At 62.1% G+C, this 20,743-nt stretch carries 21 protein-coding genes; 5 read left to right on the top strand and 16 right to left on the bottom strand.

Annotation, left to right across the window (positions count from 1 at the left end):
* Positions 1 to 25 precede the first annotated feature (25 nt).
* The 6 genes from F4Z81_08965 to F4Z81_08940 form a co-directional block, all read right to left on the bottom strand.
* The gene (locus F4Z81_08965) at positions 26 to 1,120 is read right to left on the bottom strand and encodes a Gfo/Idh/MocA family oxidoreductase (protein MXW05180.1); all 1,095 of its coding nucleotides are present in this window, start codon (positions 1,118 to 1,120) and stop codon (positions 26 to 28) included.
* A gap of 74 nt (positions 1,121 to 1,194) precedes the next feature.
* Positions 1,195 to 2,208 (bottom strand): Ldh family oxidoreductase, encoded by a 1,014-nt coding sequence (locus F4Z81_08960; GenBank protein ID MXW05179.1) that lies wholly within the window; start codon positions 2,206 to 2,208, stop codon positions 1,195 to 1,197.
* Positions 2,209 to 2,249: 41 nt separating this feature from the next.
* Complete coding sequence (locus tag F4Z81_08955) at positions 2,250 to 2,975, bottom strand: hypothetical protein (GenBank protein ID MXW05178.1); 726 nt, start codon at positions 2,973 to 2,975, stop codon at positions 2,250 to 2,252.
* Between the two features lie 23 nt (positions 2,976 to 2,998).
* The gene (locus tag F4Z81_08950) at positions 2,999 to 3,283 is read right to left on the bottom strand and encodes a hypothetical protein (GenBank protein MXW05177.1); all 285 of its coding nucleotides are present in this window, start codon (positions 3,281 to 3,283) and stop codon (positions 2,999 to 3,001) included.
* Positions 3,284 to 3,448: 165 nt separating this feature from the next.
* On the bottom strand, positions 3,449 to 3,742 hold the full coding sequence (locus F4Z81_08945; GenBank protein MXW05176.1) for a class I SAM-dependent methyltransferase: 294 nt from the start codon (positions 3,740 to 3,742) through the stop codon (positions 3,449 to 3,451).
* Positions 3,743 to 3,836: 94 nt separating this feature from the next.
* On the bottom strand, positions 3,837 to 4,841 hold the full coding sequence (locus F4Z81_08940) for a Gfo/Idh/MocA family oxidoreductase (GenBank protein MXW05175.1): 1,005 nt from the start codon (positions 4,839 to 4,841) through the stop codon (positions 3,837 to 3,839).
* Positions 4,842 to 4,961: 120 nt separating this feature from the next.
* Here F4Z81_08940 and F4Z81_08935 point away from each other — a divergent pair, with 120 nt between their 5' ends.
* Complete coding sequence (locus tag F4Z81_08935) at positions 4,962 to 5,732, top strand: DUF481 domain-containing protein (protein ID MXW05174.1); 771 nt, start codon at positions 4,962 to 4,964, stop codon at positions 5,730 to 5,732.
* Positions 5,733 to 5,801: 69 nt separating this feature from the next.
* The gene (locus F4Z81_08930; protein MXW05173.1) at positions 5,802 to 6,554 is read left to right on the top strand and encodes a phytanoyl-CoA dioxygenase family protein; all 753 of its coding nucleotides are present in this window, start codon (positions 5,802 to 5,804) and stop codon (positions 6,552 to 6,554) included.
* 39 nt (positions 6,555 to 6,593) lie between these two features.
* On the opposite strand, the gene F4Z81_08925 is transcribed toward F4Z81_08930, so the two are convergent.
* Genes F4Z81_08925 through F4Z81_08915 form a run of 3 tightly spaced genes read right to left on the bottom strand, consistent with a single transcriptional unit; the run spans position 6,594 to position 7,823 of the window.
* Entirely contained in the window at positions 6,594 to 7,154 is a 561-nt protein-coding gene (locus F4Z81_08925) for a DinB family protein (GenBank protein ID MXW05172.1), read from the bottom strand.
* An 11-nt stretch (positions 7,155 to 7,165) separates the two neighbouring features.
* Positions 7,166 to 7,570, bottom strand: coding sequence for a glyoxalase (locus F4Z81_08920; GenBank protein MXW05171.1), 405 nt, complete (start codon positions 7,568 to 7,570; stop codon positions 7,166 to 7,168).
* A gap of 25 nt (positions 7,571 to 7,595) precedes the next feature.
* A complete protein-coding gene (locus F4Z81_08915) occupies positions 7,596 to 7,823 on the bottom strand; it encodes an ankyrin repeat domain-containing protein (GenBank protein ID MXW05170.1) in 228 nt (75 codons plus the stop codon).
* 245 nt (positions 7,824 to 8,068) lie between these two features.
* On the opposite strand from F4Z81_08915, the gene F4Z81_08910 reads away from it, so the two are divergent.
* Both F4Z81_08910 and F4Z81_08905 read left to right on the top strand, forming a co-directional pair.
* Positions 8,069 to 9,184, top strand: coding sequence for an exo-alpha-sialidase (locus F4Z81_08910; GenBank protein ID MXW05169.1), 1,116 nt, complete (start codon positions 8,069 to 8,071; stop codon positions 9,182 to 9,184).
* The gene (locus tag F4Z81_08905; protein MXW05168.1) at positions 9,181 to 9,483 is read left to right on the top strand and encodes a MoaD/ThiS family protein; all 303 of its coding nucleotides are present in this window, start codon (positions 9,181 to 9,183) and stop codon (positions 9,481 to 9,483) included. The genes F4Z81_08910 and F4Z81_08905 overlap by 4 nt, the downstream gene beginning before the upstream one ends.
* A gap of 5 nt (positions 9,484 to 9,488) precedes the next feature.
* Here the strand turns inward: F4Z81_08905 and F4Z81_08900 are convergent, their stop codons facing one another.
* Positions 9,489 to 10,463 (bottom strand): hypothetical protein, encoded by a 975-nt coding sequence (locus F4Z81_08900; protein ID MXW05167.1) that lies wholly within the window; start codon positions 10,461 to 10,463, stop codon positions 9,489 to 9,491.
* Between the two features lie 29 nt (positions 10,464 to 10,492).
* On the bottom strand, positions 10,493 to 12,739 hold the full coding sequence (locus F4Z81_08895) for a sigma-70 family RNA polymerase sigma factor (protein ID MXW05166.1): 2,247 nt from the start codon (positions 12,737 to 12,739) through the stop codon (positions 10,493 to 10,495).
* 125 nt (positions 12,740 to 12,864) lie between these two features.
* Between F4Z81_08895 and F4Z81_08890 the strand changes: the two genes are divergently transcribed.
* Positions 12,865 to 13,236 carry a glyoxalase gene (locus F4Z81_08890; GenBank protein MXW05165.1) on the top strand — a complete coding sequence of 124 codons (372 nt, stop codon included), beginning with the start codon at positions 12,865 to 12,867 and terminating at the stop codon, positions 13,234 to 13,236.
* A gap of 19 nt (positions 13,237 to 13,255) precedes the next feature.
* Here F4Z81_08890 and F4Z81_08885 read toward each other — a convergent pair whose 3' ends face one another.
* From F4Z81_08885 to uvrA, 5 genes are all read right to left on the bottom strand, one after another.
* Positions 13,256 to 14,236, bottom strand: coding sequence for a DNA-3-methyladenine glycosylase 2 family protein (locus F4Z81_08885; GenBank protein ID MXW05164.1), 981 nt, complete (start codon positions 14,234 to 14,236; stop codon positions 13,256 to 13,258).
* A 2-nt stretch (positions 14,237 to 14,238) separates the two neighbouring features.
* Positions 14,239 to 14,592 (bottom strand): VOC family protein, encoded by a 354-nt coding sequence (locus F4Z81_08880; GenBank protein ID MXW05163.1) that lies wholly within the window; start codon positions 14,590 to 14,592, stop codon positions 14,239 to 14,241.
* Between the two features lie 78 nt (positions 14,593 to 14,670).
* Positions 14,671 to 15,264, bottom strand: a complete 594-nt coding sequence (locus F4Z81_08875; GenBank protein ID MXW05162.1) for a hypothetical protein — start codon at positions 15,262 to 15,264, stop codon at positions 14,671 to 14,673.
* Between the two features lie 25 nt (positions 15,265 to 15,289).
* Entirely contained in the window at positions 15,290 to 17,815 is a 2,526-nt protein-coding gene (locus F4Z81_08870) for a DNA polymerase II (protein ID MXW05161.1), read from the bottom strand.
* Positions 17,793 to 20,714, bottom strand: coding sequence for an excinuclease ABC subunit UvrA (gene uvrA / locus F4Z81_08865; GenBank protein MXW05160.1), 2,922 nt, complete (start codon positions 20,712 to 20,714; stop codon positions 17,793 to 17,795). Before uvrA ends, F4Z81_08870 begins: the two co-directional genes overlap by 23 nt.
* Positions 20,715 to 20,743: the final 29 nt, after the last annotated feature.

Genomic DNA, 20,743 nt, shown 5'->3' with positions numbered 1-20,743 from the left:
GGACTGGGCCTCCGGAACAACTCCCCTACCGAAACCAATCGTAGTTTAGCCCCAGCGAACGGTCTTCAAGGGGCAGGTCGACGCGCACGCCACCCCGCGCGGAGGAAAGTTTCAAGGCGATCTCCACTTCCAGTGCCATGGCGACCCTGCGGCCGGAGTTTTTGGGCTCGTCCAGCTTCCCCGCCATGCAGTCCATCACGTCGTTCAGCGAATACACCCCGCCATAGGGGGGCACAAACTGAGGTCCTGGCCAGGGCACTTCCACCCGGTAGGGCCGGCCTTCCACCTCCATCGCCTCCCATCGCTGCCAGCCTGTGGGGAAGTCGTAAGCCAGGTCGCCTTTGCTGCCGTGCAGGCGTACCCCGGGTGCGCCCTTGCGAAAATGCACCACGAGGCCGCTTTCAGTCACCATCAGGCCCTGACCGGTGAATTCGTCGCTGCCCGTTTCCCGCCGCGGTTCATCGCCGGTACCGATTACCCAGGCCGGTTCGCTGTCCAGGAAATAGGACCAGTTCTGGTGTTGGGCGAAGGGTCCCGGCGCTTCGATCGACAGCAGCTCCCCGATGTCGCCGTCACGCACCAGCGCGCCGGCACGGGCGAAGGATGGATGGGTGGTGGCGATCGCCCCGCAGCTCAACGGCACGCCCGCTTCCGCGCAGGTACGCACCATCCGGTCCGCTTCCTCAAGGGTATGGGCCATGGGCTTCTCGGTGAAGATCCCCTTCGCGCCATGGTGGACGGCGAGGCAGGTGAGATCAGCGCGATGTTTGGTGTTCGTCGCGACGGATACGATATCCGGCCGTTCGATGGCCAGCATGTCCCCGGCGTCGTCATAGAGGGACACGACGCCGTACCGTTCCCGGAAGGCGCGAAGCCGTTTCACATCCCTGTCCGCTGCGGCGATCAGGTCGATCTCCGGCCGGTCCCACAGCGCTTCGGCGTAGGAGGAAGGCAGACCCTCGGTGCCCGGGTTCTCGTGGTAGTGGAAGCGCCGGCGGATGTTCAGTTCGGGCGTCGGGCGATCGATATCATCCACGTCCCACACGCCGGTCCTTTCCGCGAGATCGTAAAGCATGCCCATCCAGCCCAATCCGATGAGTCCTGCGCGGTACTTTGCCACGTTGTTTCCCCTCTCGACTGAATGAAGACTACGCGCGGTGAGCGTTTTTTTAGACCTACCGGTTTACCTGCACGTTAGTCCCGATCACTCCAGGGCAACGGTACGTTCAGCCGCTCACTCATTTCCCGTACGGTGCGCTGTTCGATCTCGCCGAACCGGATGCCCTGCTCCCGGTGGAGTGCCACACGCGCTTCTTCGATCGCGCCGGGCAGCAAGGCGTCGTCGTATCCCGGCATGGGCTCGTAGGTTTCTCTCACGTCCCGTACGAATCGATCGACTTCCTTCTTGAAATCCGCCGTTGGAATCACCGTTTCGATGTGAATGGCCAGTACCATGCCGCCGTGGTTCGCTCCGGGCCACCGGGTCTCAACTTCATCAGCCTCCGGCAACGCGGCGCCGGCCAGTGCGCATCCCAGGACCGTGGCGACCGCCCCGTAACCGATGCTCTTGAAGAAGGCGGCCGGTATGCGGGACAGGAGATCGTCGAATTCGGGCGAATGCTGATAGTCGGCCAGGATGCGTGTGGCCACGTCCTGCACGATGGGCGGTTCGTCGCCCGCCGGAATGCCGAAACAGAGCGGCGGATTGCCGAAGTAACCGATCTGCGGTTTCGGATCCTGGCCGCGGGCATCCCCCATGTTGCGGTAACCCTGGACCGAGAATCCGATACAGCCCGACTCCATGCACATGCGGGTGTAGTGGCCCGCCGAACCGTAATGGCCGATGTGCCGGGCCAATCCCATGCCCAGCCCGGTTTCACGGGCCTTTGCGATAGCGCCTTCCGTCGCATCCACCATGGGCCAGTATCCGAGCGTGCCGTCGCCGTCCACGATGACGGCAGTGGGTGATTCGGCGATGACTCGCACACTGGGCCGTGGATTGTGATGCCCCTCGGCGAATGACCGCGTATAGCCGGATGCCGCGCGGACCCCGTGACTGCGAACGCCTCTGAGGTCGGAGTTTACCAGCAACCGGCTGATGATCGAAGCATGATGGCCGGACAGGCCAACCTTCTCGAAACAGGCCGTCGTGAAGGCCAGCAGGGATGTTTCATCGACATGGATGTATGCTTCCGGCGGACGATTCATCAATGGTTCCTTTGGGTTTGAAATGGACGTACAGGTCCGGATCAGACCACCATGGGCGTCTGGAGCACGGTCAGTCCCATGTCGATATACTTCTGCCGGTCCGACGGGTCCAGGAGGGCCAGGCTGACGGCGACGGACGTTCCCTCCATTTCCCGGGCGACGTGGCGGACGCAGTCGTCGACGGTCCGGAACGGCGCGTTTTGGTACCGCTCGATGTCGAACATGAGATCGTTGGGACCGAAAGTGAGGACGTCCACGCCCTCCAGTGCCAGTTTCCGGCAGTTGATGACGGCGTCGACCGATTCGAGCTGTAGCCATAGCACGCCCGTGTCGTTCCACCAGGCCGCATAGTCGAGGCGGTCGTCACGACCGGCAATGCCATGGCGCGCGTTTCCTCCCCAGCTTCTGCCGCCGAATTGCGGATAGTAGAAGAAATGGACCGCCTCGCGCACCGTGGCTTCCGCCCTGACTTCGGGAACGAGGATTCCGGCTGGCCCCAGGTCCAGGTAGTTCCCGATCAGGTAGGTGTGCCGGGTATGCTTGATGCGCAGGATCACCGGCACGTCCAGCGCCTCGGCGGAGGCGCAGAAGGACACGATCCGATCCTCACTCTGGGGGCCGTGCTGACAGTCCACGTTGAAGAAATCGATCTTGCCCTGTTGAAGATACCGTTTCAGGTCTTCCCGGCTGGAATCCATGGATACGCCCAGGCCGGTCACGATTTCGCCGCTGCGGATGCGGTGTTTCAACGAGATGGGCTGGACCATGGCGGAATGCTCCCTCCTTTTCTCTACCTTTTCGTCAGTACTTGAAGTTGTACTGGTGTATCGACACGAATTACGGCCGAGGGATGACACCTCAAGGTTCGTTCGAGGCAGCGCCGATCCGCAACAGGAATGTGCGCCTTGTCCCACCACATGGCCCTGCACCGGTCGAACAGTTCCAGGCTGTCGAAATAGTGCCGGAAAACGAAATCTGTGTGAAAAACCGCGTCCAGGCTGCCGTCCCGGACCGCTTCCGCCACCACCCGGTCCGCGAAATGAAAATCGACGTAGTCCCGGGCCAGCGTTGCCACCCGATTAACTTCATGGGCGACCTGGCAGTACACCTGCTGCCTCGCGTGTCGACGATTGCCCAGTCTTGCCGGGAAATACGGACGGATGTCAACGATCCGGCCACCAGGCTTCAGTACGCGTATGGTTTCGTGAAGGGCATGCCCCATGCCCTCTTGTCGCACTCATCACAACGACCAGGAAAACAGGGCCAGGTCGAAACTCCGGTCGTGAAAGGGCAGGACGGACGCATCGGCCACAGCGAAGCGCGCGATACCCTCCAGCCGCTTCCGGGCATGGGCGCGCCCGACGTCTTCACCGGCCAGGTCGACACCGGCGATCGATTCGATCCATCCCCGGATCCGGTTCGACAGCCGGCCGTCGCCGCAACCGATGTCGAGGACGCGCGCACCGGCGAACGGCACGTGCCGCCTGAGCATCCGCGTTTCCCGTCGTTCCGGATCTACTCGAACACCTTTCATGGCGCCCCCCGCCTTTCAAGCCTCACTCCCGCCTCTACTGGTAACAGACCGGACCGGCAACCAGTCCTTACCGGATATCGGGCCAGTCCAGATATTAAGCCAGTCCATCCACCTCTTCGATCTCGACCCAGCCGCCGGTTTCCTTCGACTGCTCTATGGCCAGTCCCGTGAGATAGAGCCCCGCGGCCATCCTGGCGTCGGTGCGATTCGGCGTGCCCTTTTCCACGGCGTCCAGGAAATCGGCGACGCTCTCCGACTCGCCGGGCCAGCCGCCCACCACCGGCATCGCGGGCTTTACGTCGATCATTTCGCCCTTGGGATCGGACTTGCTGCGTACTTGTATCGAGCTGCGAAAATAGTCTACGAGCAAGTCGCCTTCGTCACCGGTCACCTCGATCGTGGTCTCCAGCGTATCGACCGAGTCGATGTTCAGGTGGATCGTGCCCCAGAGGCCGTCGTAGTCGAAATTGACCAGACTGTGAAACTGTCGCCGGCCCACCTGCCCGTGGCCGTCCATGACGAGTACCCTGCCGGGCGAACGGCCGATAATGCTGTTCAGCCCGTCCACGTACCACGGCCCCAGATGGTGGGCAAGGCTCAGGTCGGGGCCATCGTACCCCGCCCAATTGCACCGCAGATTCAAATGGACGGTCTGCGGCGCGCCGACCGCGCCCTGCCGTAAAAGTTCTGCAGCGCGGAGGACGACCGAAGCGTAGCCGATTTCGAGATCGCCGTGGGTAACCTGATCGGCTGTGACCAGCCGCTTCAGCATCCTTCGAATGCCGCCGGGATAGTCGGCGAGCGGCGGTTCGTAGTAGACGGCGATCCCCGTATCGAGGACGGCGTCCATGGCCGTCTCGTGGATGGCGTCAGGGATTGCCATCATGACAGCGTCGATTTCAGGGCCGTCGAGCAATTCCTCGAAGCCGCCGTAGACCTCCACATCCGGTCCAAGCTCCTCGCGGATGCGCTCCCGGGACGCTTCGCTGAACGCCGCGGCGGACACGATCCGGACACGGTCATGCTGCCGGAGCGCGGGCACAAAAGCCAGCCGGTTCCAACCCCCGTATCCGATCAGGCCTACGCGAATGTCGGTCATTGATTCGTCCCTCGCAGGGCTACTTATCGTTTCACTACGGACCGGTACCGAAGTATATTACGACAATGAAAATCGCCGTGGATCGGTATGGCAAGCACTAAGTAATATGGAGACTCCGGATTGAAATACCTTTACCTGCTCTTTCTCCTGCCACTGGCGTTGGCGACTCGCCATTCGGCGGCCCAGGTGAACATCGAAGCGCTGCGCGGAGACACGACTTCCACCGGATTTTCGGGCGCCCTCGCCCTGAACCTGGAGATGCATACGGGGAATACGGATTTGAAGGAAATCGGACTGGAAGGACGGTTGGATTTCGATCACCCCAGGGTGAACACGTTCATGCTGGCCCGGAACGACTTCGGATGGGAACAGGGCGAGCGTTTCGCCGATGAAGGACTGATACACCTTCGCCAGCACTACCCCGTGCATGGGCGGTTCGGCATCGAGGCGTTCACCCAGTACAACTATGATACGACCTATCGGCTCGATGCACGCGTGCTGGCCGGCGGCGGGCTTCGGTTCCACCTGGTCGCGTCCGAGGCATTCCAGCTGTGGGAAGGCGCTTCCGCCTTCGTGGAGCACGAAAGGCTAAGCGAATTGAATCCGATTGATAACCACCCCGACAACGCGACCGTCGTCCGCTGGAGCCACTACCTGTCCTCCCGAATCGCCGTCAATGACCGCGTCGTGTCCACGTGCACGATCTATTTCCAACCGCTGTGGAACGAGATCGGCGACACCCGCGTCCTCGGCGAACTCAACCTGGAGATTGACCTGGCCGGACCGCTCGTGCTGGCCCTGAATTTCGTCACACGCTACGACAGCCGACCGCCGGAAGGCGTCAGCAAACTCGATACGGTGCTGGAGAACGGCCTGGCCGTGACTTTTTAGTGTGACAAAAGCGAAAGTTATCCCTAGGATTAAACCAGGACGCACGGCCCAAGAATAGGAGAAAAATAAATGGAGTTTAACGACCGGGTAAAGCAGGATTTCGACCGCGACGGCTTCGTGCTGCTCAAGGGGTATCTGTCTTCGGCGGAAGCGGCCGAGATCAACAGCAACATCGACCGGTTCATCGAAGAGGTGCTACCGAAGGCGCCCGATACGACGGCCTTCTACGAAGACAAGGAGGACCCGTCGTCCATCAAGCGGCTGCAGAACATGGCGGAACTGGACCCGTACTTCGACGAGCTGTTCGGGTCCTACGGTTTTGCCGAACTGGCCGGATTTCTGCTCGCGGACGGCGTGCTGCCCAAGAATCCGCAGTGGTTCAACAAGCCGGCCAGGGTGGGCGACGTCACCCCGCCCCACCAGGACGGCTTCTATTTCATGCTGGAGCCCAACGAGGCCTTGACCCTGTGGATCGCCCTGGATGAAATCGACGAGGAGAACGGATGCATGCGTTACGTGCGGGGGTCGCACCGGCGGGGCATGCGCCCCCACCGGACGTCCAATGTACTCGGGTTCTCACAGGGGATACCCGATTTCTCCGACGATGACCGGGAACAGGAAGTGGCCATGCGCGCCAGCCCGGGCGATGTTTTCGCCCATCACAGCATGATCATTCACCGGGCGGACGCGAATCGGTCCGACCGCCGCCGCGCCGCCCTGGGCCTGGTTTACTTCGCGGCCCGCGCCAGGAAAGATGAAGAAAAGGCCGAACGCTACCGCCAGGAACTCTTCGCCCGGTGGGAAAAGGAAGGCAAAATCTAATGGGCAGTCGCGCTGCAACAGCCGGACCGCATTTCCTCGCTATTCATTGCGTACCGCATCGCGGTCTTCGGCGAGCTCCCCGCCCCACAGGTGCATGGTGTTTACCGGCTTGCCCTGTAGTTTCAGGTAGTAGAACAGTTGCCCCTTGTGCTGAACCAGGTGCTGCACCATCTCAAGCATGCGATGGCCGAGCACGGGTGTGGAAGGGTCCCACGGCGCGGGGGCGGGTTCGCTCTGCATCCTTTCCTCGCCGGCAAGCTTGAGCATTTCAAAGGCCAGGTCCCGGTCCGCCGCAAGTTTTTCCTTTGCTTCCGCCACCGATGCGACCGTGGCCATCGCTTCGGCCGGGGGCAACATGTCGCCGGATCCCATGTCGTCCGCACTGACGCCTTCGGGCAAACCGAAGTCGCCGGTTACGAATCCCTTGATCGCCATGCCGCAAGCTTCGCCCACGTGAAAAAGCAGCTGGCCTGTCGTCATCCAGTTGTCGCCCGACGAAGGTTTCCAGTCGAGATCCTTATCCTCGACGAGGTCCATCAATCCGTCTGCCGCCTGGTAGGAGTAATGCAGTTCACGAGTCAGTATTTCGGTCCAGTTCATGTTTTCTCCTTTCAGGGTGTGGCCTGCCAGGCATTTGCATTCAGTTCCACGAGCGCGATGTAATTACCGCAGGTATCGTCGAAAACGGCCTGGATGCCGAAATCCTGTTTCGTCGGGTCCACGCTGAACCGGACGCCCAGCTTCTTCAGCCGTTCGTACTCGGAAGCAATATCGTCCACCGAGAACACGATGGACGGCATCCCCGAATCATAGAGTTCCTTGTGGTAGACCTGGGACCACTCGGTACCCTTAGGTTCTAGCAGGAGGGTCGTGCCTTCGGGTTCCTCGGGAGAAGCTACAATGGCGAGACTGGCCTCGGGCACGAACATGATCTCCTTGAAGCCCAGGATCTTCGTGTAGAATTCGTGCGCCTCGATGGGGTCGTTCACGAAGACACCCGTCATTTCGATTCGCATGCTCTTCCTCCATGGATTCCCATCGTTATTCGGCATCCCGCGCCACGAGCTCCTTCACGATATCCAGCCGCCCGTGGCCCGCGGCGCAGTGAAGCGGCTGGCGTTCGTTGATGCCGCGGTCCGGATTGACCACGTCCACCAGCCAGGGATGGGCATCCAGGTTTCGGACCACTTCGTCCTGGTTGCCGGTTCGAATCGATTCGAAGAAACCCGCCACGTCCACGTGTCCGTTTCGACGATGATCTTCAGGCACTGTAGTCGACCTCGAGCTTTGGATAGGATTCATGTCCATAAACCTAGCTAATGTACGAATGGCACGGGTATGACGCCACCGATTTCGGCTCTACTCGACCTGGCGGATCGGTAGGTGGGATGTTGACACATACCGGCCCCACACCTAAATTAACATACCATATACCAGGGCCTGGTATTCAGACGGATTGCAGGAATGATAAGCCAGGTACCCAGGTGGAATGCAGACAAGGAACAGGAGCGATTATGGGTACGGTCAGGGTACTGGTGGGCACGCGGAAAGGGGCGTTTATACTGTCATCGGACGGCGTCCGAAATGACTGGAACATCGACGGTCCGCATTTCGGGGGTTGGGAGGTCTACCACCTCAAGGGCTCCAGCGTCGATCCCGATCGCCTGTATGCAGCCCAGGGCACGGGATGGTTCGGGCAACTGGTGCAGAAATCGGACGACGGTGGAAAAAGCTGGGATCCGGTGAGCAATGAATTCACTTTCGAAGGCGCAGTGGGCACCCACCTCGATTTCGACGACAACCCGCGGCCATGGGCGTTCAACAGGGTCTGGCACCTCGAGCCATCGCTCTCCGATCCGGAAACGGTGTACGCGGGCGTCGAGGACGCGGCGCTCTTCCGCTCGACGGACGGGGGCGCGTCCTGGCAGGAACTGGCCGGCCTGAGAAACCACCCTTCGAGCACGGGCTGGCATCCCGGCGCGGGCGGGCTTTGCCTGCACACCATCCTGCTGGACAAGGGCGATCCGAACCGGATGATCGTCGCCATTTCCGTGGCCGGAGCGTTCCGGACCCTGGACGGTGGTGCGTCCTGGCAGCCGATCAACAAGGGCCTGCATTCCGAATACATGCCCGAACCCGAGGCCGAGGTGGGCCATTGCGTTCATCGCATCGCCATGCATCCATCCCATCCGGACGCGCTGTTCATGCAAAGCCACCGAAACATCATGCGCAGCGACAACGGGGGAGATTCTTGGACCAATGTGAGCGGCAATCTGCCCAGCGACTTCGGCTTTCCGATCGGCGTGCACGCCCACGAGCCCGAGACGATCTACGTCGTCCCGATGAAGGGCGACTCCGAGCACTACCCGGACGAGGGCCACCTGCGCGTCTACCGAAGCCGGACCGGCGGGAACGAATGGGAACCGCTGTCTGCGGGACTGCCGCAGAAGGACTGCTACGTCAACGTCCTGCGGGACGCCATGGACGTGGACACGCTCGAGGACTGCGGGATCTACTTCGGGACTTCGGGTGGCGCGGTCTACGTATCCCCCGACGGCGGCGACCACTGGTCCGCCATCGTGGAGAATCTCCCGCCGGTGATGTCCGTCGAAGTCCAGACCCTCCCATGATCCGCGTCGTCCTGCCCTACCACCTCCGGAACCTGTCCGGTTGCCGGGACAAGGAGATCATCCTGCAGGTTGCCGACGGGGTCGTGACCCAGCGCAAGATCCTTGACGCGCTGGAAGCGCGCTTTCCTCAGCTCGGCGGAACGGTCCGGGACTACGGATCGGGCTGCCGCCGGCCCCTCGTGCGGTTCTTTGGCTGCGGGCGGGACCTTTCCCTCGAATCGCCCGACGCGCCGGTGCCGGAAGCCATCGCGCAAGGCGAGGAACCCTACCGGATCGTCGGCTCGGTGGCCGGCGGGTAGCGTCGTCAGGGCGCGCCGAGTTCCGTCAGAACCGCCAGTTCCCTGCTTGCTTCTCTCCAGACCGGACCTACAGCAAACCGCTCCGCGTATCCTCGCGGCGTCAGCTTCAAGACCTCGTCGAAATCGTGTTCTTTACCTTTGTGGATGCAGTCCATGACCAGGCCGTTGTCGTCCGGATTCGACTGGATCATCGCCTCCACAGCCAGGTCGGGCTTCAGTTCCAGCAGGTGTTCGAATACGTGATAACCCGTCCCCTGGTTCGTGCCGATGGCGTGGTACAGGGGCGTCTGGCCTCCCACGCCGTTTCGCCCGATAGACGTCCGGGCATCTAGATCGGCCCCATGATCAAGCAACAGGGCAATCGCCTCCAGTTCATGAAACTCCACGGCCACGTGGAGCAGCGTACTACCCCGTAGGGTAAGATGATTGCCGTAATCGAGCGAAAAACGCTCCGAAACGAGTCGTTTGTCCGATGCGAGGCGAGCCGCCAAGGCATCCAGGTCTCCCCGGTGTATGTCCATGACCGGACCGTCGTCAAAGGCGGCGCCATGGTCGATCAGCAGGTTGATACAGGCGTGGAGATGATCGGGTGCCGACCGGGTGTAGGTCTGCAGGAAGCCGTACAGCACGTCGCAGTCCCACCCTTCGTTACACGCGTCGTTCGGGTTGACGCCGAGGTCCAGCAGCCGCCGCAGGTGTTTCAGGTCGTGTCCCTCGCAACAGCCGAAGAGCGAGGCATCCAGGTCATGGACGTCGGCGCCGGCCCGCAGCAGTCGCTTCGTCAGGTCAACCCGCGCCAGCATGTCGGCCAGCACCAGGGGCTTGACCGGCCGCTCCCTGCCTCGACGATCGATCCACCTGCAGGGCGCTTCCACCAGTTCGGGCCTGGTGGTCATCGCCGTTTCGACGGCGGCCGGGTCATTGCGCACAATCGCCTCGCCCAGTGCGTGATCTCCGGCCAGGCATTCGGTCTGCGGCATTGCCAGTTACTCTTTGTTGGTATGCTGTGCTATTTCAACATCTCGACGATATCCTGGTGCCCGGCCTTCTCCGCCCGGGCAAGGGGTGTCGCCCATTCCGCGCCGCCGCCCCGGGGATCCGCACCCCGCTCCAGCAGGAACGCTGCAAGTTCCCGGTTTCCCCAGCGCGCGGCCCATCCCAGCGGGGTGGAGCGCCACTCGTCGTCCACGGCCTCGATGGATGCGCCCCGGTCCAGCAGCAGGGCGGATTTCTCCACGTCGCCGATCACCGCCAGTTTGTGCAGGTAGGTGACGCCGTGCCAGTTGGCGTTGTTGGGATCGGCCCCGTGATCGAAGAAAAGGTTCAGCATGTCGAGGATATCGTCGTTGGGAGTCAGGGCGCGCCCGTCCAGGTGCCAGCCCTTGCGCCGGCGGAACGCATACCCCATGTAGTTGTTGGCGTACCAGGGCCGGTTCAGTTCCGCTCCCGCCCGGAGTAGCATTTCGATGATCTCCCTGCGCGCGAAGCCGGCCGCCATGCAAAGCACCCCGTAATCGCCGCCGTAATTGGCCAGACCGGGGTCCGCGCCGAGGAGTTCGCCGACCACGGGGATATTGTCCAGCAGCACGTACATGCTGATGTCGGCCGTAGCCCCGTGCTGATAGAGAAGGTTTACCATCTCCTCGTTTTTTCCCTGGCCGAGGGCCTGTGAAAGGGGCACACCGCTGGATTCCACCGGGGCGTTGGGATCGGCGCCGTGAGCGAGCAGCAGTTTCGCCGTTTCCAGGTGATTGCCGGCCACGGCTTCGTACAGCGCGTGTCCCCTGGGCGCGTTGTGTTCCGGTGCGTTGGGATCGGCGCCGTGGTCCAGCAGAAGCTGCACGATGTCGGTGTATCCCTGTGACGCCGCGCTGAACAGCGGGGAGTGTCCACAGGTATCCTGGTCGTTGGCCAGGTTTCGGTCTTGTGCCAGGAGTGCTCCAACGCGCCGTTCGTCCCCCAGGGCGCATGCGACCGTCATGCTGTAGTTCGCTCCTCTTGCGATCAGATATCCGGTCAGCAACGGATTCAGGCCTCCCCTTGACTTGCGCGCGCGAAACACGGCCACATGCAGCGGTTTGCTTCCATCCCACCTGACCGGATCCGGTTCGGCCCCCATGTCCAGCAGCAAAGCCGTCATTTCCAGGTTGTGTTCTTCCACGGCCTCGTGGAGGGGACGGTTGCCGCGTTCGTCCGAGGCGTTGATCAACTCGGGAGAAGCCTCGAACAACGCACGGGCTTCCTCCAGATCGCCTTGACGGACCACTTCGCAGGCACGTTCGCCCACGGGCGGCGCGTTGTACCTGGAAGCGATGGCGTCCGTCAGGAGTCCGGCGATCTCGTCGTACCCACGGTCCCTGGCCCGTTCGAGCGGCGGCACGTGATAATCGAGTCCCGATGCCGACGAAGGATCCGCACCGTGTTCGAGCAACAGGCGGACCGCCTCCGTGTGACCTTCCCGGACGGCGAAGTGCAGGGGCTGGTAATACGCCCAGTTGCAATTGGCCAGGCCGGGGTCTTCCCGCAGCAACGACCTGATACCGGCAAGATCCCCTTCCGCCGCGGCCAGCAGCATGTCCCAGACCTTGTTCGGGTTGCCATCCATGAAATGGCCTTGCTCGCTCGTGAAATCGGGTCGTATCCAATGCATGACTCGGTCTCCGAAGATATCGTTTGCAGACGGCGCGTGACCGTTCAGTTCGCTTGATAAAGTGCGAAGCAGACTCGGCTTCAGCTTGTTCCGTGCTTCGAACAGCCTTTTGCGTACCGTTCCCGCTTTCAATCCCATGAAATTTGCGATTTCAGATGCCGAATAGTCTCCAATATACCGCAGTACAGTTACTTCCCTTAGTGTTTCCGGCAATGTTTCCACCGCGCTGCGGACTTTTTCGCTCATGTCCCTGCGTGCTGCCCGGTCCAGGGGACTTTCATCCGTCGCCTCGATGTCACCTTCCATGGGTACGAAACGGTGATTGTTACGTCTCTTGAACCGGAAACACTGCCACTTTATGATCCGCCTCAGCCAGGCTGGGAATGAATCCGGCTCGCGAAGCGACTCGATGTGCTGCCATGCAGCGATGAATCCTTCCTGCGCGGCATCTTCCGCCAGGTGCCGTTCGCCCAGAAGGCCCAGTGCGTAGCCGAAGGCCATGTCCTGGAAACCGGCCACCACCTTGCCGAAAGCGGTACTGCGTTCCGCATGAGATAAAGACCGATCGGCTGAAACCCGAATGTGTTGTTTGAGGTCGTTGGTCATATCGAACCGTCGTAACGGTAACCGGCGCCTTGCGCCTTCCGTCCATTCCCCATTACCATAGTGTCATCAAAGGGGCCAGGTGTTACAATTTCGTCTGGATATTCGCGCAAGTGGAGGGACCTGCCGTGCATAACCTGAAAGTAAGCGCGCTCCGGGTCTTCGTCCCGTCAAAAGACTACGATGATTCTACCCGGTTCTACGAGGACCTCGGATTCGAAGTGGCCTGGGCCGCGGACGAAGTGAAGGAGATGCGCATCGAGGGATTCAGCTTCCTGCTCCAGAACTACTATCAGAAGGACTGGGCGGACAATTTCATGATGCAGTTGAAAGTGTCGGACCTGGACGCCTGGTGGGAGCTGATCGTGGAGAAAGACCTCGTGGCGCGATACGAGGGAGCCCGCGCCAGGAAGCCCACCGTTTATCCCTGGGGGCTTCGCGAGATCCACCTGATCGATCCGGCGGGCGTGCTCTGGCACATCGCCCAGGATCCCGACTGACATTTTTTTTCGCGGAGGATCAGGTCCCGCCGGAACCGTAATCGGCCAGGAGGTACTGTACAGCCAGGTTCGTGTATTCCCCCCACCGGTCCGCGAAATCCCGGATCCGTTCCTCGGAAACGCGTTCTCCGTCGAAGTAGTGCCGTTCGATGGACCGTTTGACCGCAAGATCGCCGGCGGCAATGACGTTTCCCCGGCCCAGGTAACGCGCGCGGAACCAGTCCGCCGTCCACCGCCCGATCCCAACCAGGGCCGTCAATTCCCCTTCAACCGCCGCGTCGTCCTTCTCCGCCAGCCCGGCCAGATCGATCTCACCCTCGCGAATGGACCGCGCCAGGTTCAGGATGTACCGTTCCTTCTGTCTCGAGAACTGAAGCGGCAACAGATCGCCGGGCTCCACTTCGGCCATCCTGTTGGGCGTTGGAAAGGCATAGTGGGTTTCGCCGCCGAACACATGAGGTTCGCCGAATTCGGCTACGAGCCTGCTCCGAACGGTATAGGCAAAACCCAGGTTGATCTGCTGGGCCGTGATCGAGGACACGATCATCTCGAAGGGGTCGACCTGCAGATTGGGACGCAGGCCGTGGTTGTTTTCCACCGCGGTGGCAAGGACCGGGTCCCCGGACGCGAACGCGTAGAAGGCCTGTAGAGGGAAGGACAGGCCCAGGATCTTCCCGGCTGCCGCGATCGCCTCGTCGAGCGCTTCGTCGGACACCACACAGGCCGCCGCGAATGACGCCGTATCGGACGCCTCGCCGGTCGCCGTGTCGATCTCCGGGGAATCCACCTGGGCAGCCCCGTCCCCGGGCGTCAGGCGCAATTCGATCCGGTCTTCGACGCGGTACAGGGACAGAAGGCACGGTCCCCCGGCTGTACGGACCACCTTGCTGAAGACGCCCGCCTCGAACCGGTTGGCAAGGTCGGTGCCGTACCGCCGGTATCGATCGAGCGTGGCCTCGAAGTCGATGATCGTACCGCGGTCCGCGACGGTATAGGCCACGGTTACGATTCCAGGGGCTTCCACAGTCCGACGAACGTTCCCTCGTTGTCCGCTATCCACGCGAAGTGGCCCATGCCCGGTACTTCGGTTGGAGGTACGATGGAGGCTCCACCCAGTGCCTCGGCCTTCGCGACGTATGCGTCCAGATCGTCGACCTGCACATAGACCAGCGTGTAGTTGTGCGGCTCGTGACCGAGGGCGGAAATATGACCGTTGATCCCTACATCTTCCCCGGTGTCGATCATGGAGGCATGTTCATGGGACTCCATGTTCCACCCGAACAGGCCGGCGTAGAAGGCCTGGGTTTCTTCTCTGTTCTTGCATCCGATCTCGAAATGCATGACGGGGTTCGCCATGGCGCGCTCCTCTCTGGTTGTGGTGCGTGTTGCTGCGGTTCATGCTACTTGGTGGTTCATGCTACTTGGCGGTTCATGCTACTTCTTGTACTTGTCATTGAGCCCGTGGCCGGCCCGGATCATGGGCAGGATTTTAACGAGGCGCCTGGCCCTGGTCTCCGCCCGTTTGGCCTCGGCAATGTATTCGGTGTACTCACGCTGCTTCCCCGGCGAAAGCGTATTGAACCGATCGCCGGCGTCGCGGTCTTCCGCCAGTGCGCCGGCCAGTTCATCCGGAACCTCCACCGGCTTTTTCCTTTCCGCCTTGATCGCTTTGCCCTGCCGCTGGTTTTCGATGGACTCGGCCACGTAAGCGCGCAGCATCGGTTCGTCGATCTCTTCGACCGCCTGAAACCGCCATTGCCGCATGGCCCTGGTCCGGCCTTCCTGCGCATTGACCAGGACGCCGTGTTCGTCGCGCAGCAACGCGCCCTGGAAGAACCAGACGCTCACGAACTCCTTGAACGCCCCGATACCCACCACGTTCTTGCCGTCATGGGTATAGCAGGGCTGACCCCACTTGACGGTCTCTTCGACCTTGCAAGCGTTCATGATGGCGCGCAGTCTTTCAAGCAGGGAGCGCCATTCCACGTGGCCATCCAGGTAATCTTCGACCGATCTATACCGTTGCACGATCCATCCTTTCCATGAATTCGGCTTAGGACGGGACTTCAGGCCGTCCCGATTCGTACTGCGGAGTGTTCAGGGCATTTCCGAAGAGACTGAGCCGACCGGACAGGGCGGCCTCCACGTCCAGTTCGTACGCGTGGGCGACCGTCGTGACGATGGGCCGGATTTGCTTCTCGACGTAATGCCCGTAGTCTATGGGGGCGGTGATCCGGCCCTCCGGTTGCGGACCGTCAAGGGTGATCACGTACCGGATGACACCCGTCGGATTGTCCATGAGCCGCGCCGCCTTGACGTGGGGAGGCACCGAACGGGTATAGGATTCGACAGGCTTGCGCAGGTTCTTCCGGTAGACGAGCAATTCGTCCCGGCGGCCCGAGCGGACCTCCTGGACCCAGTGGTAGATCTCTTCTTCAATCTCGGCGCCGGGCACGTCGTGAAATACCCGGTCGAGCAGCACGCCCTGCAGCCGGTGGGCCAGGTCGGTCCAGTCCCGCCGTACGGCTTCCATGCCCACGATTTCCACGCGGTCGCCATCGGTCTCGTGCCGCAGGCCCGCGTAACCCTTGGCCCTGCCGCGCTCGATGTCGCCCCGCATGGAAGGCAGCAGGAACCGGTGGTAGCACTTTTCGAGTTCCAGTTCGAGGTAAGACGCCACGCCGTACCGTTCCCTCACGTGCGCGGCCAAACGGGCATTGATCCGGTCGCATACCTTCCGCCCCATATCCGTAGCCCGGTCCGATTCCGAACTGTCCGCCGGGTCGAGATCCACGAACACCGAATCCGTGTCCCCGTATAGCACTTCGTAACCGTCTTTCTCCAACTCATCCCGACACCACTTCAGGATGTAGTGTCCGAATTCCGTGATCGCACCGGCCAGTTGAGGCGCGGCGAAGCGGCAGGAAGCGGATGCCAGTACGCCGTAGAAGGAATTCATGACGATCTTGTAGGTAAAGGATGCGAGTTCGTCCCCGGTAGTCCTGGCCTCCTCGCGGCGCTTGAAAAACTGTTCCAGCATGGAAGGCAGTATGCCCGGGGTACGGGAAAACCGCGCGCCATTGGGGGCTTCGAGGAATCCCCCTTCCTGGCCCTCGATATGCGCCAGGGGATCGATGTTGAAGGTGCGGATGATGGACGGGTAAAGACTCTTGAAGTCGAAGACGAAGACGTTTCGGTAAAGCCCAGCTTTCGCGGGGATGATCAAACCGCCCGGCGCACCGGCCCCCGGAGTGCGGTCCACGCCGGTCGTCGGCGCCACCATGCCCCGTTGGTGCAGGGCGTTGATGTAGATGTTGTCGAAGGCGGCCACGCTTACCCACGCCCGTTCCAGCGGCAGGCCCGTCAGCAGGCCCCTGCGCAGGGTCAGGTTGATCAGTCCTTCCGCCTCCAGGATGTCGAGTACCAGCCTCGCGTCCTCGAGACAGTAGGCGCAGAAGGTCGCCCGGTCCTCGCGATAGACCTCCGTGATCTTTTCCGCCCGCGAACTACCCTCATCGTCCTCCAGCAGCTTGCCCCTGCCCAGGATGGCGTTGGCCACGGTGTCCAGCCGGTAGTCCTCGAACCGCTGCAGCGTGCCGCGAAGCAGGTGCAGGGCGTCCAGGATCTGCCGGCCGTGGATCACCATGGTGCTTCCGCCCCACACCTCCCCGGACCGGTACCAGGACGTGTCATCGGTCCGCCCCAGTTGAAACGGCACGTTCAGGTCCCTGAAGCGTCGCTGCAGGACCTGCAGGTCGAAGTCGACCAGGTTCCATCCCGTGATCAGGTCGGGATCCATTTCGAGTACGCGGGACGACAGGCCGCGCAGCATCGACGCCTCGTCGGGCCAGCAGACCAGGTGCGAGGGGTCCCCGGCGGCCGGTTCGCCGACCATGTGTATTTCTTCCGAATCCATCCCGCCGTCTGTACCCGACAGTACCAGGCCCACGGCGTAGATGGTGGTCGCTTCGGGGTCCGTTTCGATATCCAGGGCCAGCACGCTGAAAGCGGGTTCCCAGTACTCCGGCTCAAGTTCGGGGTTGGCATAGACCCGGTCGACCAGGTCGCCGGATGTCCAGGCGCCACTGATCCTCACCCCGCCCCGAAGGCCTCGTCCGATCAGGTACTGCCTGGCGAAGGGGATATCGCCTTCGTAAGTCCGCGTCTGTTGGACCTCCAGACTCTTGACCAGGTTGCGCTGATCGCGCACGCGCCCGAACTGGATGCCCGCCACGGGTTCGCCGTCCATCGTGGTGTATTCCGATGGGACCACCCGGGCGGAAATCCCGTCGGAGCGGAGCCGGGCGTCGAACTCCGATTGTTCCGACACCCGGACATAGAGCGTGGGCGAAACCCGGTCGTCCATGAACTGGAATGTCTGGCCGTTATGGAGTTTTCCGACCCCGCAGATCACATCCCGGCCGTTCTCCGCCCGATGGAACACGTGGAGCAGGTACCCCACCTCATCCGCCGCGGTCTCCCTGGCGGGTGCGGCGGCCTCCCCGCCGGGAGCGGATGCTGCCTTGGCGGGATCGGCTGCTGCGCCGCCGGCGCTGTTATGCGGTTGCGCGTTGGACATGGCTCAAATGGTCCCGGAGAAACCGGCCGGTGTAGGATGCGTCGATACCCGCCACCTCTTCTGGCGTGCCGGTGGCGATGACTTCACCGCCGCTGTGGCCGCCTTCGGGCCCCAGGTCGATGATGTGGTCGGCCGTTTTGATCACGTCGAGATGGTGCTCGATCACCACGACGCTGTGTCCGGCTTCAATCAGCCGGTTCAGGCTGGAAAGCAGATGGACAATGTCGGCCAGGTGCAGCCCGGTGGTGGGTTCGTCCAGGATGTACAGGATATGGCTGCCTCGTCGAAGCTTCCCCAGTTCGCTCGCCAGCTTGATGCGCTGGGCTTCGCCCCCGGAGAGGGTGGTGGCGGACTGGCCCAGTGTGAGGTAACCCAGGCCCAGTTGATCCAGCGTCCCGATCTTCTTCGCGATGGAAGGCCTTTCCTCGAAGAAGGTGACCCCCTCTTCGACAGACATGTTCAACACGTCGGCGATGGTCTTGCCCCGGTAGGTCACTTCCAGCGTTTCCGAGTTGTACCGGGCGCCCTTGCAGGCCTCGCAAGGCACCTCCACGTCCGGCATGAAGTAAAGCTGGGTGGTGATCGTGCCCTCTCCGTTGCATTCGGCGCAGCGTCCCTCGGCCACGTTGAAGCTGAACCGGCCGGGCCGGTATCCGCGCGATACCGCCTCGTCCGTTTTCGAAAAGAGCGTTCTGATCTGGTCGTAGAACCCGATGTAGGTGGCCGGGTTCGAACGGGCGTTCCGGCCGATGGGCGACTGGTCAATGTTGATAACGTGCTTGATGTGCTCGACACCTTCCAGCAGGTCGTGGTCCCCCGCGAGCACGCGGCTGTCGTACAGCTGGTTGTACAGCTTCTTGAACAGCACTTCGTTGATCAGTGTACTTTTCCCGGATCCGGATGCACCGGTCACGCAGACGAACTGTCCCAGGGGAATCTCGACGTCGATATCGTTGAGGTTGTTCTCCCGCGCGCCCATGATGCGCAGTTTCTTTCCGGTAGGCCCGCGTCGTGCCTGCGGGGTCTCGATGGTCCGCGCGCCCGAGAGATACTGGCCGGTAGGCGACGCGGCACAGTGCAGGATATCGTCGAGATTGCCCTGCACCACCACCTCTCCGCCGTGCACGCCCGGTCCCGGCCCCATTTCCACGATGTGGTCGGCCGCCCGGATGGTCTCCTCGTCGTGTTCCACCACGATGACCGTGTTGCCGAGATCGCGAAGCTGCCTGAGCGTGCGGATCATCTTCACATTGTCGCGGGGATGGAGCCCGATGCTCGGTTCGTCCAGCACGTACAACATGCCCATCAGGCCCGACCCAATCTGCGTGGAAAGCCGGATGCGCTGCGCTTCGCCGCCCGAAAGGGTGCCGGCGCGGCGGTTGAAGTTGAGGTAGTCCAGGCCGATGCCCAGCAGCAGGTCGAGCCGGCCGGTAATCTCCCGGATCACCTGCCGGCCGGCCAGTTCCTGTCGTCCCGTGGGTTCGATGGCTTCCAACTCGGCGCGGAGTTCGTCGAAATTAACCTCCCCGAAATCGTGGACCGTACGGCCGTTGATCCGGAACAGGTGGCGCGTTTCCTTGAGCCGGGATCCCTTGCAGTCGGGGCACACCCGCTCCACCATGACCTTTTCGAGCCAGGCTTCCATGCCCGAACTGGCGACCTGCTTCTGCCGGTACCGCTTGTAGTTCCGCTCGATGCCCTTGCCGATCCCGCCGAATCCCCATGGCTTCCCGAGCAGCTTGTGATCGGGCTCCTTCGCGTCGGGCGGCGCCAGCAGGGGGAATTTCTCCGGCGTGCCGTCGAACAGCACATCCTGGACAGGTGTAGGTAGTGCACGAAAAGGTGTATCGAGGCTGAATCCCATGTGCACCGAAAGGCTGTACATGACCCGCCCGGACCAGGTATCCGGCTTGTAATTGAAGGCGTCCTTGACGAAACAGCCGTCCCGGATGCTCAGCGACTTGTCCGGTACCAGCAGGTCCCGGTGCACGACCATGTACGTGCCGAGTCCGAGACAGGTCCGGCACGCGCTGGTCGGATTGTTGAACTGGAAGTAGTCCGGCGCCAGGTCGCCTACCGCGATGTGATGTTCCCGGCAACCGAAGGACGCGTAAAACCGTTCGGCGTCGCGCTTCCTGCCGCAGGCCGCCACGTGGATCCTGAGGAACTGGTCCCCGGCGACCAGGGCGTCCTGTATCCCCTTGACCAGCTGTTTCTCTACGCCGGGCTTCAGGACGAACCGGTCGACGATCACCTCCATGCGCAGGTCACCGGATTCATCGACATCGACCTCGCCGCTGATGTCCACGGTCGTATCGTTGATCACCATGCGGCGGTACCCCTTCTTCCGGATTTCCGCGAAGAGAAAGTCGAGGTCCTCGCCATAGATCCGGGATACCGGCGCGCGCAGTTCCACTTCGGTGCCTTCGGGCAGCGACAGCAACTCGTCGAGGATCTGCACGGCGGTCTTGATCGGAAGGTCGCGGCCGCAATAGGGACAACCGGCGCGGCTGATCGTGGCGAACAGCAGGTTCAGGTAACTGCTGACATCGGTCATGGTGCCCACGGTGGAGCGCGGGTTGCGCGCGACGGTCTTCTGCTCGATGGAAATGACGGGAGAAAGACCGAAGAGATAATCCACGTCCGGCTTGCCCACCTGCTGGATGAACCGGCGGGCATAGGAGGAAAGCGACTCCATGTATCGCCGCTGGCCTTCCGCGTAGATGGTATCGAAGGCCAGGGACGATTTCCCCGATCCGGAAAGCCCCGTTACTACGATCAACCGGTTGCGCGGCAGTTCTACGGTGATGTCCCGGAGGTTATGCTCCCGGGCGCCCTGGACCAGGATCGTCGTGCGGGGTCCGGCGGATGTTCGCGGCCGGACCGGGATTTCAGACATGCCATGCTCCAGCGTCACCGTGCGGCTGT

Source organism: Gemmatimonadota bacterium, assembly GCA_009835325.1.
Classification (GTDB): Bacteria; JAAXHH01; JAAXHH01; order JAAXHH01; family JAAXHH01; genus JAAXHH01.
Note: the sequence above shows the minus strand (reverse complement) of the source record. Positions and strands in the feature narration are given on the sequence as shown.

What these genes read in the sequence shown, in the direction of transcription:
- F4Z81_08960 (MXW05179.1), bottom strand. Translation starts at nt 2,208, where the DNA reads ATGAATCGTCCGCCGGAAGCATACATCCATGTCGATGAAACATCCCTG.
- F4Z81_08955 (MXW05178.1), bottom strand. Translation starts at nt 2,975, where the DNA reads ATGGTCCAGCCCATCTCGTTGAAACACCGCATCCGCAGCGGCGAAATC.
- F4Z81_08945 (MXW05176.1), bottom strand. Translation starts at nt 3,742, where the DNA reads ATGAAAGGTGTTCGAGTAGATCCGGAACGACGGGAAACGCGGATGCTC.
- F4Z81_08940 (MXW05175.1), bottom strand. Translation starts at nt 4,841, where the DNA reads ATGACCGACATTCGCGTAGGCCTGATCGGATACGGGGGTTGGAACCGG.
- F4Z81_08930 (MXW05173.1), top strand. Translation starts at nt 5,802, where the DNA reads ATGGAGTTTAACGACCGGGTAAAGCAGGATTTCGACCGCGACGGCTTC.
- F4Z81_08925 (MXW05172.1), bottom strand. Translation starts at nt 7,154, where the DNA reads ATGAACTGGACCGAAATACTGACTCGTGAACTGCATTACTCCTACCAG.
- F4Z81_08920 (MXW05171.1), bottom strand. Translation starts at nt 7,570, where the DNA reads ATGCGAATCGAAATGACGGGTGTCTTCGTGAACGACCCCATCGAGGCG.
- F4Z81_08910 (MXW05169.1), top strand. Translation starts at nt 8,069, where the DNA reads ATGGGTACGGTCAGGGTACTGGTGGGCACGCGGAAAGGGGCGTTTATA.
- F4Z81_08905 (MXW05168.1), top strand. Translation starts at nt 9,181, where the DNA reads ATGATCCGCGTCGTCCTGCCCTACCACCTCCGGAACCTGTCCGGTTGC.
- F4Z81_08900 (MXW05167.1), bottom strand. Translation starts at nt 10,463, where the DNA reads ATGCCGCAGACCGAATGCCTGGCCGGAGATCACGCACTGGGCGAGGCG.
- F4Z81_08895 (MXW05166.1), bottom strand. Translation starts at nt 12,739, where the DNA reads ATGACCAACGACCTCAAACAACACATTCGGGTTTCAGCCGATCGGTCT.
- F4Z81_08880 (MXW05163.1), bottom strand. Translation starts at nt 14,592, where the DNA reads ATGGCGAACCCCGTCATGCATTTCGAGATCGGATGCAAGAACAGAGAA.
- F4Z81_08870 (MXW05161.1), bottom strand. Translation starts at nt 17,815, where the DNA reads ATGTCCAACGCGCAACCGCATAACAGCGCCGGCGGCGCAGCAGCCGAT.
- uvrA (MXW05160.1), bottom strand. Translation starts at nt 20,714, where the DNA reads ATGTCTGAAATCCCGGTCCGGCCGCGAACATCCGCCGGACCCCGCACG.